At 39.4% G+C, this 16,501-nt stretch carries 14 protein-coding genes; 7 read left to right on the top strand and 7 right to left on the bottom strand.

Annotation, left to right across the window (positions count from 1 at the left end; translation table 11 throughout):
• Position 1: 1 nt before the first annotated feature.
• The 4 genes from MSG66_RS05235 to gspF all read right to left on the bottom strand — a co-directional run bounded on the left by MSG66_RS05235 (position 2) and on the right by gspF (position 2,888).
• On the bottom strand, positions 2-340 hold the full coding sequence (locus tag MSG66_RS05235) for a tRNA-binding protein (RefSeq protein WP_133975618.1): 339 nt from the start codon (positions 338-340) through the stop codon (positions 2-4).
• A 144-nt stretch (positions 341-484) separates the two neighbouring features.
• Positions 485-829 (bottom strand): hypothetical protein, encoded by a 345-nt coding sequence (locus MSG66_RS05230; protein WP_042894580.1) that lies wholly within the window; start codon positions 827-829, stop codon positions 485-487.
• Positions 830-1,098: 269 nt separating this feature from the next.
• On the bottom strand, positions 1,099-1,659 hold the full coding sequence (gene gspG / locus MSG66_RS05225; protein ID WP_324652953.1) for a type II secretion system major pseudopilin GspG: 561 nt from the start codon (positions 1,657-1,659) through the stop codon (positions 1,099-1,101).
• A gap of 23 nt (positions 1,660-1,682) precedes the next feature.
• The gene (gene gspF, locus MSG66_RS05220; protein ID WP_042894574.1) at positions 1,683-2,888 is read right to left on the bottom strand and encodes a type II secretion system inner membrane protein GspF; all 1,206 of its coding nucleotides are present in this window, start codon (positions 2,886-2,888) and stop codon (positions 1,683-1,685) included.
• A gap of 148 nt (positions 2,889-3,036) precedes the next feature.
• Between gspF and MSG66_RS05215 the strand changes: the two genes are divergently transcribed.
• From MSG66_RS05215 to MSG66_RS05190, 6 genes are all read left to right on the top strand, one after another.
• Positions 3,037-5,265 carry a primosomal protein N' gene (locus MSG66_RS05215; protein ID WP_324652747.1) on the top strand — a complete coding sequence of 743 codons (2,229 nt, stop codon included), beginning with the start codon at positions 3,037-3,039 and terminating at the stop codon, positions 5,263-5,265.
• Positions 5,266-5,341: 76 nt separating this feature from the next.
• Entirely contained in the window at positions 5,342-7,186 is a 1,845-nt protein-coding gene (locus MSG66_RS05210) for a monovalent cation:proton antiporter-2 (CPA2) family protein (protein WP_324652745.1), read from the top strand.
• A gap of 166 nt (positions 7,187-7,352) precedes the next feature.
• Positions 7,353-8,228 carry an Hsp33 family molecular chaperone HslO gene (locus tag MSG66_RS05205; protein ID WP_042894567.1) on the top strand — a complete coding sequence of 292 codons (876 nt, stop codon included), beginning with the start codon at positions 7,353-7,355 and terminating at the stop codon, positions 8,226-8,228.
• A 137-nt stretch (positions 8,229-8,365) separates the two neighbouring features.
• A complete protein-coding gene (locus tag MSG66_RS05200) occupies positions 8,366-8,977 on the top strand; it encodes a LysE family translocator (protein ID WP_262473311.1) in 612 nt (203 codons plus the stop codon).
• Positions 8,978-9,146: 169 nt separating this feature from the next.
• Entirely contained in the window at positions 9,147-10,103 is a 957-nt protein-coding gene (locus MSG66_RS05195; protein WP_324652741.1) for a DnaJ C-terminal domain-containing protein, read from the top strand.
• An 11-nt stretch (positions 10,104-10,114) separates the two neighbouring features.
• A complete protein-coding gene (locus tag MSG66_RS05190) occupies positions 10,115-10,444 on the top strand; it encodes a chaperone modulator CbpM (RefSeq protein WP_133975632.1) in 330 nt (109 codons plus the stop codon).
• 215 nt (positions 10,445-10,659) lie between these two features.
• Here the strand turns inward: MSG66_RS05190 and MSG66_RS05185 are convergent, their stop codons facing one another.
• From MSG66_RS05185 to rpsO, 3 genes are all read right to left on the bottom strand, one after another.
• On the bottom strand, positions 10,660-11,871 hold the full coding sequence (locus MSG66_RS05185) for a magnesium transporter CorA family protein (protein WP_133975634.1): 1,212 nt from the start codon (positions 11,869-11,871) through the stop codon (positions 10,660-10,662).
• 84 nt (positions 11,872-11,955) lie between these two features.
• A complete protein-coding gene (gene pnp, locus MSG66_RS05180) occupies positions 11,956-14,043 on the bottom strand; it encodes a polyribonucleotide nucleotidyltransferase (protein WP_324652951.1) in 2,088 nt (695 codons plus the stop codon).
• Positions 14,044-14,303: 260 nt separating this feature from the next.
• Positions 14,304-14,573 (bottom strand): 30S ribosomal protein S15, encoded by a 270-nt coding sequence (gene rpsO, locus MSG66_RS05175; protein ID WP_042894554.1) that lies wholly within the window; start codon positions 14,571-14,573, stop codon positions 14,304-14,306.
• Positions 14,574-14,783: 210 nt separating this feature from the next.
• Here rpsO and MSG66_RS05170 point away from each other — a divergent pair, with 210 nt between their 5' ends.
• Entirely contained in the window at positions 14,784-16,082 is a 1,299-nt protein-coding gene (locus MSG66_RS05170) for a serine hydrolase domain-containing protein (protein WP_133975636.1), read from the top strand.
• Positions 16,083-16,501: the final 419 nt, after the last annotated feature.

The raw sequence follows: 16,501 nt of genomic DNA, 5'->3' as shown, positions 1-16,501 counted from the left end.
ACTACAATAACTTTGTACCCAGAGGCACGTCGAACTCTGGGATACAAAGGGCTACATCACCGTCTGCATTATGAAACCCTGTCACTAAGCATTCTGACTGAATAGGTCCAATTTGTTTTTTGGGAAAATTCACCACAGCAACGACTAACTTACCAATCAAATCTTGTGGCTGATAAAGCTTAGTAATCTGTGCACTCGATTTACGTATCCCTAACTCTTCACCAAAATCCACATGTAAAATATAGGCAGGTTTACGTGCCTTTTCAAAAACTTCAGCTTCAATAATTTTACCCACTCGAAGCTCTACCTTTGTAAAATCACTCCACTCAATTTGTTCCATTTACTTTTTCTCGTATCCTTAAATATTTGATTTTAATCATATAATATGTACAAATAATGCTCGTACAACAGCCTGCTTAAATTAAAATAATAAAACGTAGATATTCAGTCTACGTTTTATTTAAAAATTTGGTTCAAATTATAATTAAAAAGTGATCGATAATTGCAAAGATAAATAAGCGACCAAACTTGATAAAAAGACCATCGGTACATAGCGATAGACTTTAAAAAGCAATTGCTCATATTTAGAAGATATTTGTTTAGCTTGCCAGACGCTCGCTTTTAGAGCAGTAAAAAAACTGACCATTAACCATGCACTCACAATACTGAGGGCGAAGAAACCAATCATGATTTGGCTGCTCCCTTCTGTATTGAGCCACAAATTTAATGAGACATGCGCAATTGGTAGTAAGCTCAGGATCAATAGGACAGATTTAAGCATTGCCCAATGAAACTGAGTCAGTTCATCTACTATGAGAAATGCTTTCATTTAATCTCTCCGTTTTAATGTAATAAAGTGCTTTTTATTTATTATGCAAATCTTTTATTTAAATATATAGCTTATTTTTCTCTACATTTTAACTTTCTTGTAACTATTAAATATGGGAATAATTCTTATTATAAATCTCAAATATAATTATTAACTTTATTTTATATTTTTCAAAAACTTATTATATTTTTTGTGATTAAGAAAGATTATCAATTCGTATTTATCGGTTTATATTTTTAAACGAATTGATAATCTCCATTACATTTTAATTAAGGTTGGTAATAAATATCTGCATCATTACCTTCACCGCCCTCTTTGCCATCTGCACCAAACGAGTACAAATCAAAAGCTCGGCCATCTGCACCTGGAATGACATATTGAACATCATTTTTCCAACTATCTTTAGGGTAGCCACCTTTCACGTATCCACCCGGCATCCAGTTTTTTGCTGTAGCGGGTTGGTTCACCAAAGCGTCTAACCCGCCTTCTTGCATAGATGGGAAATGACCGTTATCGAGCTTGTACTGATCTAAAGCACCAGCTACACCTTTTAATGTAATTTGGGTGGTATCGATTTTAGCTTTTTCACTACGACCCATGACGTTTGGTACGATTAGCGCTGCTAAAACACCTAAAATCACAATCACAACCATCACTTCAATGAGGGTAAAGCCTGAGACACGTTTCATTCGAGCACGGCTCGAACGTGCCGCAAGTCCGAAAGCTATGCTTGAGGTATGTTTATCAGAACACGGCTCAAACTGATTTGAAACCGCAGATTGACTAAGTTGTTCCATCGCTGTTTCGCTTTGAATATTTTTTACTTTCATCATTATCTCTAATATCAAAGTTATTAAATCATATTGTTCATATTTACGATTGGCAGCATAACCGCAATTACAATAACCAGTACAATGCTTGCCATTAAAACCAGCATAAGCGGTTCAAGTAATGCCAATAAGGTTGAAATAAAGGTCGTAACCTCACGATCTTGCATGGTCGATGCTCGTTCCAACATGCGGTCAAGCTCACCTGATGCCTCACCACTTCGAATCATTTGTACCATCATTGGTGGGAAATAACCACTGCGCTCCAGCTGCGTACCCAAGTTACCACCTTCTGTAACACGCTCGGCAGCTTGGGCAATTGAATCGCGTATGACCCAATTATTGGTGACCGCTGCACCAATTTTTAAGGCATCGACCAGCGGCACACCTGAACGAGTCAAAATAGACAGGGTACTGGCAAAACGTGCAGAATTAATACCACGTGACAGTTTACCGAATAATGGCAATTTGAGTGTTAATCGATCAAAAGCATAATGCCCAGCCGTGGTTTTCAAAAACCGAATAAATGCCCCAATTCCCACAACTGCAAAAATAATAATAAACACCCACGCATGACGAATAAAATCGCTGGCTTTCATTAAAGCGACCGTAATCCACGGTAGTGCATCTTTATTTTGATCAAAAGTTTTGACAATTTCTGGCACAACAAAAGTCATTAAGCCCATCACAATAGCAAATGACATCAGCATTAAAATGATCGGGTAAATCATAGCTCCCTGAACTTTCTTCTGCATAGCAAAACGGTTTTCGGTGTAGTCCGAAAGCTGATCTAAAATCAGATCTAAATGCCCCGAACGCTCACCTGCAGCAACTGTTGCAATATAGAGGTCCGGAAAACGTCCAGATTGCTGCATACCTTGAGCTAATGAGTGTCCTTCCATGACTCTTGAACGAACAGATGATAAGAGATTTTGTACATGCGCTTTTTCACTTTGTCGGCTCACCGCACGCAAGGCTTCTTCTAGAGGAATTCCGGCTGCAACCAAAACAGAAAGTTGTCTGGTCATGAGTGCCAAGTCATAGGCACTAAACTTTTTTTGAAATAATCCCTGATTCTGGTGTTTATCTTTTTGTTCAACAGGGTCAACGCTAATTGGGGTCCATGCTTTATCGCGTAATTGTTGGCGAATCTGGCGTGCTGAGTCTCCCTCAAGCACTCCTTTTTGCTGCTTCCCTGAAGCATCAATGGCAGTAAATTGATATGCAGGCATGGTAATGTTCTAATTTTCCAAAAATAATAGTCGCTGCTGTTGCATCTATGCTACGCAATCATTCATATTCGTTCTATAGCCTGTGTAGAATACCCAAGTCCTCTTCACGACGCTATGCCGTTTTTTAAAATTGACGAAATGAGCCTCTATGACCATAACGCCAAAGCCTGATTCAGTTGTTTATCGTGTGCGTGTTGCCGTACCTGTGCATCTGTACGACACTTTTGACTATACACTCACCGAAGCACAATATGAACGGGCTCAAGTAGGCTCACGCGTCGCTATTTCATTTGGCCGACAAAACCTAATTGGTATCATCACTGAAAAAGTGAATCCACATGAGCCATTTACAGGCAAATTTCAGCTTAAAGCCATTTCTGAACTTTTAGATGAACAACCTATTTTAGATGAACAAGTTTTAAGTTTATTGACATGGTCCGCACAATATTACCAATTTCCAGTTGGCGAGGTCATGCAAACCGCCCTTCCGGCTATACTGCGTCAGGGCAAACCGATGGACGTTTTGTTCCATCTCTGGAAAATTACTCCATGCGACAATGTTGAGGCACTGCTTAAACGTTCAGTAAAGCAACAAGATGCTTATCAGATTTTAAAGTTACATCCTGCTGGAACAACAGAGAATATTTTGAATTTAAGTGGTGTAGAAACTGCAACACTTAAAGCGCTAGAAAAGAAAGGTTTGGTTGAGTGTACGCTTGAACCACACGACTTTAGCCCTACACCTGTTCAATTGGCACAAATGCCGCTCACTCTAAATGAAGACCAAAAGCAAGCAACCCAACAGGTTATTAAAGCACAGCACCAATACCAAGCATTTTTACTAGATGGCTTAACCGGTAGCGGTAAAACCGAAGTTTATCTACACATCATGCACGAGGTGCTAAAGCAAGGCAAACAAGTACTGGTGTTAGTCCCAGAAATTGGTTTAACCCCCCAAACCATTTCTCGTTTTAAGTCTCGTTTTAATTGTGATATTGCACTGTTACATTCAGGCTTAAATGACTCTAAACGCTTGCAAGCATGGCAACAGGCACAGACTGGCAAAGCATCTATTATTTTAGGGACACGCTCAGCCATCTATACCCCGCTGCCACATTTGGGCTTAATCATTTTAGATGAAGAACATGACCTGTCTTATAAACAACAAGAAGGCTTCCGTTACCATGCGCGTGATGTCGCGCTTTATCGCGGTCACTTACAAAGCTGTCCTGTTATTTTAGGTTCGGCCACACCGAGTATTGATAGTTATTATTTAGTCGAAACAGGCAAATTAACTTCACTGCAACTTAACAAGCGTGCAGGCCATGCGCTTTTGCCTAAAATGCATTTAATTGACCTTAAAATTGTCAAGAAACAGCATAGTATTAGTCAGCCGTTAATTGAACAAATTAAAAATACATTAGCTAAAAAAGAACAGGTTTTAATCTTTTTAAACCGTCGTGGCTATGCACCTGTGCTGGTCTGCGAAAGCTGTGGATGGCAAGCAAATTGTCCACATTGTGATGCACATTTTACTCTGCACACCCAACCTTATTCTTATTTACATTGTCATCACTGCGGAACCATTCATCGCCTACCAGATCATTGCCCTGAATGTCAGCATAAGAGTTTAAAAACTTTAGGTGCAGGAACAGCCAAGGTCGAAGAACACTTACAAGAATTATTTCCAGAGCATGACGTAATTCGGGTTGATCGTGACAGTACGAGTCGTGTGGGAAGCTGGCAAAAAATCTATGATCGGATTCATCAAAACAAACCAACAATTTTGCTCGGCACGCAAATGTTGGCAAAAGGACATCATTTTCCCCATGTGACCTTGGTTGCCATTTTAGATATTGATGCGGGTTTACTCAGTGTCGATATACGTGCCCCAGAACGTACTGCACAATTGATTGTTCAAGTAGCAGGCCGTGCTGGTCGTGGTGAGCATAAAGGTCATGTTTATTTGCAAACACTAAGACCAGATCATCCATTACTTACTACGCTTATCGAAAAAGATTATCGCGCGGTTGCCAAACAAACATTGGCTGAACGTAAAGTTGCTTTACTGCCGCCTTATCGTTATGCCGTACTGATACGTGCAGAATCCAAAGATCGGGACTATACCTTGCATTTTTTAAATGAAGCTGCTGAGCAATTTCGCCAAGTCGCTGATGAGATTGTTGATATTTGGGGACCTATTCCAGCACCAATGGAACGTAAAGCGGGACGCTATCGTGCACATATGGTGATTTTATCTGCCGACCGCGCTCGTCTACATTTTTACTTAAGACAGTGGTGGTCTCAATTGGTCCATGCACCAAGGCAGCATCAACTCAGACTATCAATTGATGTCGATCCGCAAGAATTTAATTAGATGATTTGAATATCATAGTGTGAAGAAGCCTTTTTGGCTTTACACTTAAAAGAGACTAATACATTCGAGGCAATGGATGTCATTCCTACTGCAAGCAACTATCTTTCTTGGAGCTTCTCTGATTTTAGTCCCTCTTGGCAAACGCCTAGGGATTGCAACAGTTTTAGGTTATTTATTTACAGGGATACTTCTGGGTCCTAGTGTTTTAAATATTGCTCATGACCCTGAAGCAATTATGGAACTTGCCGAATTCGGTGTCATTTTATTGATGTTCCTGATTGGCTTAGAATTAAGACCACAGCGTTTGTGGGGAATGCGTGACTCTATTTTTGTAACGGGAAATCTGCAAGTTCTTATTAGCGGTGGCGTTCTTATGCTGATCGTACTATTACTATTTCAACAGCAACTTGCTGTGAGTTTTGTGATTGGTTTTGCGCTTGCACTGTCTTCTACAGCTTTTGTATTACAGCTTCTGACTGAGAAGCAGCAACTCAACACGACCTATGGTCAGCAGTCTTTTTCAATTTTATTATTTCAAGATATTGCGGCTATTCCGTTACTTGCAATTATTCCATTACTCGCAGGCACAGAGTCAACCCATCACGGCGTCGCTTATTTTGCGGCTATTATCGCAACATTCACTGGCCTATTTCTGTTTAGTCGTTATGTGATGCGTCCATTTTTCCGTTTTGTTGCCAAAAGTGGAGCAACTGAACTCATTACGGCGGTAGGATTATTTATTATTCTTGCTGTTGTCTTGCTTATGGATACGTTAGGTATTAGCACCACATTAGGCGCTTTCCTCACAGGCGTATTATTAGCAGATTCAGAATTTCGTCACGAAGTTGAAGCCAGTATTGCACCGTTTAAAGGCCTACTACTTGGCTTATTCTTTATGACTGTAGGCATGACCACTCAACTGTCTTTACTCATTGATATGCCTTTGCTTATTATTGGTGGAGCAGTCGGCTTATTGCTCATCAAAACGCTTATATTGACCGCCATTGCCCGCTATAAAAAATATAGCTGGAACAACAGTCTGTTATTAGGCACATGCTTAGCTCAAGGCGGTGAATTTGCTTTCGTCATTTTAAGCTTAGCTAAAAGCGAAAAGATTTTAACTCAAGCTATATTAGAGCCTGTAACTCTTATTGTGACTTTATCGATGGTACTCACACCAGTGATTTACTGGCTTATGGCGACTAAGGTCATTCCACTTTTTAATAAAGAACGTCCACCTGAATACGATGAAATTCCTCAGCAGGACAACCCGATTATTATTGCTGGTTTTGGCCGATTTGGACAAATTATTGCACGTATTGCCCGCCTACAACATCTTGGGTTTACGGCAATTGACAATAATCTGCATCAGGTCGACTTTGTACGACGTTACGGCGGATCACTCTATTATGGTGACGTGACTCAACCGGAATTACTTCGCTCTGCTGGTATTGAAAAAGCCAAAGTATTTATTTTAGCGATTGATGATGTTGAAGATTCAATGAATGTCGCTCGCCATCTTAGATTAAATTATCCAAACTTAAGGATATTGGCTCGTGCTCGTGACCGCCATCATGTACATCTTTTAAGAGATTTAGGTGTTGAATATATTTGGCGTGAGACGTATTTATCGTCATTAGGAATGGCTTATCGTGCCTTACGCGAACTCGGGATTTCTGATGAACAAGCCTATAATAATATCGAAATCTTTCGTGACTATGATGAGAAATTGCTCATACAACAGCAAAGTATTTATACTGATGAACAAAAGATATTTGAGACGCATCGTAACGCTTTAGCCGAACTTGAACACTTGTTTGAAAGTGATGCTCAACAACAGGCCACGTCAAAACACGATGTGAATTTAAAGCGTCATTTACAGCCAAATCGTATTGATATTACAAGAGATCATCTAGAATAACTTGAGATTTCAAAAAATGACTATATTAAGGACTTATTCACATTGCCTAAATAATTGGACAATGGGCATCAATAAGCTGCCCCTGTTCGGCTTGCGGCTTCGCTGCATTCCCTAAGCTTGATTAAAAAGAAATTGTTATAATCTGCTTAGGGCCCTGGAGAATATTATGTCTGATTTACGCCAACGCTTTTATATTGAGAACTTTCCAGTCCGTGGGGAAGTAGTTCATCTAGAAGAGGCACTACAAACTATCTTAGCTCAACGTGACTATATGCCTGCGGTTAAAATTCTGCTAGGTGAGATGTTGAGTGCGACTGCATTACTTGCAAGTACACTAAAAATCAAAGGTCGTATCAGCTTGCAAATCCAGGCTAGCGGTACCTTTAAGTGGGCAATGGCTGAATGTAACCATTTAGGAGAAGTTCGTGCTCTTGCTGATTACGAAACAGATCCACGCTTCATTGAAGCCACAGACAGCAGCACAGTTCTCGGCGCTTTAGTTAATCCTCTTTTATTTATTAATATTGAACCGGAATTTGGCGAGCGTTATCAAGGGATCGTGCCACTTGATCAAGTAACCTTAGCAGGTTGCCTCATGCAGTATTACGATTTGTCTGCACAAATTCCAACTCGCATTGTGTTAGCGAGTACGACAAAACGCTCTGGTGGTTTACTGATTCAGCTTTTACCACGTCATAATGAAGAAGAGCAAAACTTGGTCGATGAAGATTTATGGCCACGCTTAACCATGTTAACTGAAACATTAAAAGCTGAAGAGCTCACCAATTTAGATGCAAATGAAATCTTGTATCGTTTATATAACGAAGAAGAAGTTCGTTTACCAGAAATTGAAGCACTCAAATTTGGCTGTACATGTTCAAAAGAGCGCTGTGCAAATGCGCTGATTCAAATTGGTGTAGACGCTGTTCATGAAACATTAGAAGACCAGAACCCTATTCGTATGGATTGCCAGTTCTGTAATACTCAATACACCTTTACCGCTGAAGAAGCTTTAGCGCTATTCGGTGAACACTTGAGTTAATCTTTAAGCTTTATAAAAAGGCGGATATACCGCCTTTTTATTTGTCTGTACTTTTGATGATAATTTTCAATATCTTATTTTAAATAAGATAATATAAAGCTACTTTATAGCCTAATAAATAAGATGCTTAAAACGCCATGAATTATTTTGATTATTTTCTCTTTATTTTTAGTGTAGTTATTATGATTGCCACCCCTGGCCCTGTGATGATTTTAGTTGCAAGTGCTGGACTTAAAGGGGGTTATAAAAAAGCGCTTGAAACCATTTTTGGTACAAATTTAGCTTCCCTTATTTTAATTTTCATTTCGGTACTGGTTTTAAAAGGAGTACTGAGTGTTAACGATAGTTATCTCAATATTATTCGTATTTTAGGCTGTCTCTATATTGGATATTTAGGCTTCACTATTCTTAAAGAAGTGATTCAGGCACCTCATCCTGAAGCTATACAAACAGTTTCGGCACAAAATGGTGGCTTCAAAAAGGGATTTTTAGTCGGAATCTCCAATCCTAAAGATATTATTTTTTTCTCGGCTTTCTTTCCGCAGTTTGTTTCTATTACCCCACAGCTAGATTTCAGCTTAACGATACTCACGCTGACATGGATCGTTTTGGACTTCTTAACTTTATCTTTGGTTTATGTATTTTTCCGCCGTCTTTCTAATAGCCATTTATATCCAAAAATATTAGGACTTTGTGGTCTATTACTTTTATTAATTGCGATTTATGGCTTATACCAAACTTTCATCTAGACCACATAGAACTATTCAATGAAATGTAGAAATATTGATTTGATATTCTTTTCAATTTTAATATTTTTGTTCATTTAAAACCGAACAAGTCTTATACAATCTAGGTCATTGAATTCTTTTTGAATCATTTCATAATGAAAGAAACATCATTGTGATCGTCACCAATATCATGACTAAAAATTATTATGAAGAATTAGGTGTTACACGAGACGCCTCTGCTGATGAAATTAAAAAAGCCTATCGAAAGTTGGCTCGTAAGTATCACCCTGACATTAGCAAAGAAAAAGATGCTGAAGAAAAAATGCAGGCGCTTAATGTCGCCTACGACACACTCAGTCATGCTGAAAAAAAAGCTGAATATGACCAGATGCTTGACCATCCACAAGGTTTCAATCACTTTGGTCAAGGTGCTGCTCAAGGTGGCTTTGATGGAGCACAGTTTTATCGTCAAGAGTTTACAGGTGGTGAGCAAGCAGACTTTAGCGGTTTTGAGGACTTATTTGGTCGTTTTGGTGCAGGATTTGGTGGTGGACAACAGCAACACCAAAGACAACAGCGTAGTTATCGCGGTGAAGACCAGCATGCCAGCATAGAAGTTGATCTAGATATTGCCTATCAGGGAACAACCCAGCAAATTACATTACAAATTCCGACCATTAATGCTTACGGTGAACCTGAAGTTCAACGTAAAACCCTTCAAGTCAAAATTCCAAAAGGCATGAAAGAAGGTCAGCAAATACGCTTAAGTGGACAAGGACAAAGTGGTATCAATGGCGGTGCAAATGGTGATCTCTATATTGAGATTCAATATAAGGATACAGACCGTGTACATGTCGAAGGAAGTGATGTATACCTAACTATAGATGTAGCGCCATGGGAAACAGCCTTAGGTCAAGGTGTGGAACTGAAAACCCCCGCTGGTCCACTACATGTAAATTTACCTAAAAATGCAAAACAAGGACAACAGCTACGTTTAAAAGACAAAGGAATACCCAATAAAACACCTGGCCATTTATACTTAATTTTAAATATTGTATTTCCACCTGCACATTCTGAAAAAGAAAAACAAGCCTATCAGCAACTGGCAGAAGCCTTTGCTTCATTTGAACCTCGTTCAACTCATTAGGGAGCAAGATTATGACAACCATTCATTATCGAGAAATTGTATATGACGGCCATACCTTTAATGCTGAGGTCGTTGACGAACAATCTACATTTGATCTACAACAATTTGCTCAAGCTTGTGGTCAAAGCCCTGACTGGATCATTCAGCTAATTGAATATGATATTTTATCGGTCAATAACACACCTGAAAAACACCAGTTTATGGGTGAAGATGTCGCTCGTGCGCGTAAAGCCTATCGGCTACAACGTGACTTTGACGCGAGTTTGGCAGCAGTTGCCGTGATGTTAGATTTGATTGATGAAGTACAGCAATTAAGAAAACAATTAAGGCATTTTCATTAAGATTTTTTGAAGCATAGCTTGAGCTAAAAGTCATCCTTGACCTGCCCATTATCTAAATAATATTGTTTTTGCAATAAAATTAGTTAGATGCTAGTAATGAACAGGTTCTAAGGATGACAAATGCCTTTGGTTACTTTGGGCGAAACCAAAGTAACGAATTAGATATAACTATTTGATCTATTAATGAGAAGACTTCGCCGTGTAAAAATAAAAAATTATTTCAACCGAGTAATCTTCTCCAACTCCTTCACAGTCTGCTTAATCGGCTCATATTCTAAAAACCAGAATAGATTCATACGATCTTGGCGATGTTGTTGCGCCAATAAATCAATAACACTTTTTTCGCCTCGCCCAACCAAATGCTGTCGATAAAAATAGTACAACAACAAAATAGTGCTAATCAGCATAACCCCTAACATAATCCAGAAACCGATTGGTGATTTAAGCCCGGGAATAAACTCAAAATTCATTCCATAAATACCGGTTAATAGGGTGAGAGGTGCGAAAACAGCAGTAATAATTGCAAGAATTCGCATGTTTTCATTGGTTTGATTCGCAATAGCAGAAAAATGTAAATCAATTGCGGACTGAATCGCACTACGTAAACGCAACGTATGTTTCTGAATACGTTCAACATGACTCATTAAATCATTTAAACGAACCAGTAAAATATCTTGAGAGTTACGGATGTGACCACCAACAACATGATGGTAATTTTCTACAATTTCATCCCGAAATTCTTGCAGGGTTTCGATTTGTTCTTCGCATAAATTTTCGACCTGTTGAAAGGCCATATTTTCATGGAATAGCTGGTGCCACTGTTTAAAACGGCGATTACCCTGTAACAATTGTTGTTGCCAATGCTCGACTCTTCTCGTCAATGGCGAGCGGATATCGAGATAGCCATCGACCATACTATTTAAAAGACGTAACGATAAATCGACGGGTGAATTCGGTAATTTACGGGTTTTATTCTGTTCTTCTAAAGTTCTACATAAAATATTTTCTAGACGTTGAATATAGTTTTCAATCGACTTATTCCCCTGCTCGCGCACACTAATCAGTACATCAGGTGTCAAAATAAAACTAATAGGTGTCGTCGCTAAACCAAAAACACTATCTTGTGATTCTGCTTGTTTAATTTCATCATCAGGTGTGACCAGTTTCTTAAAAATTAATAGGTCATATTCTTCAAGCGTGTCAAATGCACAGGGATGTTCAATATTGGCAATATCCCGCATATGGAACTCATTGATAACCACACCTGAAAGATTTTGAATCTCTTGTTGCCATTCTTCGTTATGGTTAACCACATCCGTTCTGACACTATCAATCCAGAAAAACTCCAGAACATGTTCACTATGCTGTTCACGGCTTAAAAAGACATAGCCGTCGCTTTGATGGCGATAAAAGTAATAAACCTGCATACCACAACGATCTGTTTTGTATTACTTGCATCATGCCATAAAAAAAGTCCGCATCAAGCGGACTTTTTCATGTCACTAGAACAATTATGCTTGTTCAATATCTTTCATAGTCAATTTAATACGACCACGATTATCAACATCAGCAACTTGTACTTTCACTTCCTGACCTTCTGTAAGAACATCAGTTACATTCGCAATACGTTCATTTGAAATTTGCGAAATGTGAAGAAGACCATCAGTACCCGGCATGATATTTACAAACGCACCGAATTCTACAATACGGATTACTTTACCATCATAGATTTTGCCTGGTTCAACTTCAGCAGTAAGTGCTTGAATTTTTGCAATCGCAGCACGAGCAGCAGCTTTAGTTTCACCAAATACACGAACTGTACCATTGTCTTCGATATCAATCGCAGCCTTGGTCTCTTCTGTAATGGCACGAATCGTTGCACCACCTTTACCAATAACATCACGGATCTTGTCTGGATTGATGTTAATGACTTCAAATGTCGGTGCATGAGCACTGATTTCAGGACGAGCACGTGAAATGACTTTATTCATTTCATTAAGGATGTGCATACGACCAGCAAATGCTTGGTTTAATGCAGCTTCCATAATTTCTTCAGTAATACCTTCAATCTTGATGTCCATTTGAAGTGCAGTAATACCGTTTGCAGAACCTGCTACTTTAAAGTCCATATCACCTAAGTGATCTTCATCACCTAAGATGTCAGAAAGTACTGCAAAACGCTCACCTTCTTTCACTAAGCCCATTGCGATACCAGCAACTGGTGCTTTAAGTGGAACACCTGCATCCATAAGTGATAATGACGCACCACATACAGAAGCCATTGAAGATGAACCGTTAGATTCAGTAATGTCAGATACAATACGAATAACATACGGGAAGCGGTCAGCAGCAGGAAGAACTGCTTGAACACCACGACGTGCTAAACGACCATGACCGATTTCACGACGCTTAGGACCAGATTCACGACCTGTTTCACCTACAGAATATGCAGGGAAGTTGTAGTGCAACATGAAGTTGTCAGTTTTCGTACCTGACAATGTATCAACCATCAATGCATCACGAGTATTACCCAAAGTCGTTGTTACTAACGCTTGAGTTTCACCACGTGTAAATAATGCAGAACCGTGAGCACGGTCTAATACACCAACTTGAACGTCGATACCACGAACAGTTTTAGTATCACGTCCATCAATACGTGGTTTACCTGACAAGATGTTGTCACGTACTGTACGGTATTTAAGGTCTTCAAATAATTCGTTTACTTCGTCAGCAATACCAGTTTCGTCATTTTCAGGAACGAACTGAGCTACAGCTTCTGCATAAAGTGCATCAAGTGCTGAATAACGATCTTGTTTAACCGCAATCGTATATGCTTCAGAAATTTTAGCTTCGAAAGCTGCTTTTAATTGCTCAAGAAGAGCTTCGTTTTTGCTTGGAGCAACCCAAGTTGATTCAACTGCACCAGCAGCAGCAGCAAATTCTTTAATTGCTTGAACAGCAATTTGCATTTCGTCATGACCGAAAAGTACAGCACCTAACATTTGGTCTTCTGAAAGTTCTTTCGCTTCAGATTCAACCATCAGTACCGCAGATTCAGTACCCGCAACAACAAGGTCAAGGTCACTTTCTTTCAATTGTTCGTGGGTTGGGTTAAGAATGTATTCGCCGTTGATTAAACCAACACGTGCGCCTGCAATTGGACCACGAAATGGAACACTTGCAATTGACATTGCAGCTGAAGCACCGATCATTGCAGCAATGTCAGCATCCATAGTTTTGTCAGAAGAAACAACAGTCGCTGTCACTTGAATTTCGTTATAGAAACCTTCTGGGAACAATGGACGAATTGGACGGTCAATAAGACGTGAAATTAAAGTTTCAGCTTCAGACTGACGGCCTTCACGTTTACCATAACCACCTGGGATACGACCCGCAGCATATTGTTTTTCTTGATAGTTAACTGTTAACGGGAAGAAGTCTTGACCCGCTTTTGCTTTAGGTTGAGCAACAACTGCAACTAAAACAGTTACGCCACCCATTGTAACTAAAACTGTATTTGCTTGACGTGCAACACGACCTGTTTCTAAAACAACAGTGTGTTGACCATATTGGAATTCTTTACGAACGATATTAAACATTGACATGTATTGTATTTTCCTAATTTTATTCTAGTGAGACCCCTAAGGTTTGGCATTCAGACTACAACTATTGGTAGATAAATGACAAAGCTTAGAAGCCATCACACTAGGGCAAAAATTTTAAATAATATTAAACGCAAAGAAGGAGCGCACAAGCGCCCCTTCTCTAAACATCACTTAACCTAAAATTAAGTGAAACTCTCTTTTCAGCGATAAAGCATTGCGACATGCGAAATAGCGAAAACAAAGTAAAAATCGAATTAACGACGTAAACCTAAAGCACCGATCAATGCAACGTAACGACCGTGGTCTTTACCATTTAAATAGTCAAGCAATTTACGACGTTGGTTAACCATACGAATCAAACCACGACGGCTATGATGGTCGTGTTTGTGAGCTTTAAAGTGGCCTTGTAAATCATTGATTTGAGCACTTAATAAAGCTACTTGTACTTCTGGTGAACCAGTGTCGTTTTCAGCGCGAGCAAATTTAGCAATGATCTCTGCGCGGTCTGCATTAGTTAAAGCCATTCGATTTCTCCGAGATGCTTAAAAAAGTAAACGATATGAATCAGTTGAGGCAACTGACTGCCGTGCATCACTACAGCAAGTTGTCTATTTTAAGGTATCTATAGGTGGATTGCAAAATAGTTTTCAGTAACTTGTCATTTTAGACACTGACATGGGCATATTAACCCTGCACACTAGCCTTGAATAAAAAGAAAGAAGCGCGAGGGACGTGTGAAAATTTTTTCAACCAACACTTGTCCAGTACCGGACAATATTGAGCAAGTTATTCGTCGTCAAGATGAAGTTGCTGCTGAACAGGGTGGAATGACTGAACGCCAGATTCAAAAAATCTGGAACAGTGTAGAAGCACTATATAAAACTGGAAATTATCCACTCATTACCTTCTGCTTACGCAGGCAAGGTAAAATTTTGCTAAACAGAAGCATTGGATATGCTCAAGGGAACTCTCCGGCAGGACTACAAGAGAATGCCCTGATTGCAACTCCAGATACGCCCGTTTGCCTGTTTTCAGCATCAAAAATGATCACCGCCATGCTAATTCATCTATTAGATGAAAAAGGCGAAATCAATTTGCTTGATCCTGTGAGCTACTATATTCCTGAATATGGTGTTAACGGTAAGCGCCGTGCAACCATCTTTCATTTATTAGCACACCGTGGCGGTATTCCCTATATTGATGGCGATGTTACGCCCGAACTATTATTTGATAAAGATGAAATTTTAAAACGTTTATATGCTGCCAAACCGGTGTCTCCTGCTGGTAATCATCTTGCCTATCATGCTGTTACGGCGGGTTATATTTTAGGAGAAGTGATTGAACGGGTGACTGGGCAAGATTTACGTGAATTTGTGCATCAAACTATCGAAAAACCGATGGGAATGCCTTATTTCAATTATGGTTTAAAACCAGAATACCGCTCAGAGGTTGCTTTAAACTGTGCAACGGGTCTACACCCTCGCCTTGGCACCGATCACTATCTGAACCATGTATTAGGTGGGGGGTTGCAACTTGCAGTTGATGTCACTAACGACAACCGTTTCATGGACACAATTTGCCCTGCCGGAAATATCTATACCAGCGCAGAACAAGCTGGACGCTTCTTTGAAATGCTTTTAAGTGGAGGAAGCTATGGCGGTCAGCAAATCTTCAGTGAGAAAACGATTTTCAGGGCAACACTGCCGACTACAGGCGTTAACATTGATCGTACTTTATTAATTCCAATGCGCTATGCCTTAGGACCAATGTTAGGTAGTAACCCTGTAGGTCTTTTTGGTCCAATGACAGGACAAGCTTTTGGTCATTTAGGATTCTCCAACATTTTATGTTGGGCCGACCCTGAAAGAGATATTAGTGTGTCTCTGTTAACAACGGGCAAATCTGTAGTGGGAACACATCTCCCTGCTTTAGCCAACGTGCTTTATCAGATTTCAACGCAATGTCCCCGCATCCCTAGAGATCAGCGCCGATCTTTGTTTGGTAGCGACTCACACGAAACTAACTTAGTGTAAAAGCAAATAAAAAACCCAAGCATTTCTGCTTGGGTTTTTTGCGCTGTAGTTTTTGTTTATCGTGTTATTTCTGTTTTTATTATCGTTGGTGAGATGCTAGTCACATCCTTCTTGTTGTTTTAACTCACTTCCGTTGTTTTTGTTTCTATTTCCTTATGTGATGTATTGTGACACATCCAATTATGAAGAAAAGTAGTATTTTTCTTATCATCATGTAAGCAAAAACGTACAGGTCTGTCTAATATTTAGCAAATAACCATTTTTAACCTTTAACGTACAGTTCTGTATAACATATAACTTAACAATTCACAGGAAAAATGGCTGTTTAAAAATCATATTATAGATAAATATATTGATATAAATTTTATAAAGAAATCACACTAAATAGGCGCTTGAACCCGAACTTTTCCGATAGTTTT

The sequence above is a fragment of the Acinetobacter sp. IK31 genome (genome assembly GCF_035615195.1).
GTDB lineage: Bacteria > Pseudomonadota > Gammaproteobacteria > Pseudomonadales > Moraxellaceae > Acinetobacter > Acinetobacter calcoaceticus_C.
Note: the sequence above shows the minus strand (reverse complement) of the source record. Positions and strands in the feature narration are given on the sequence as shown.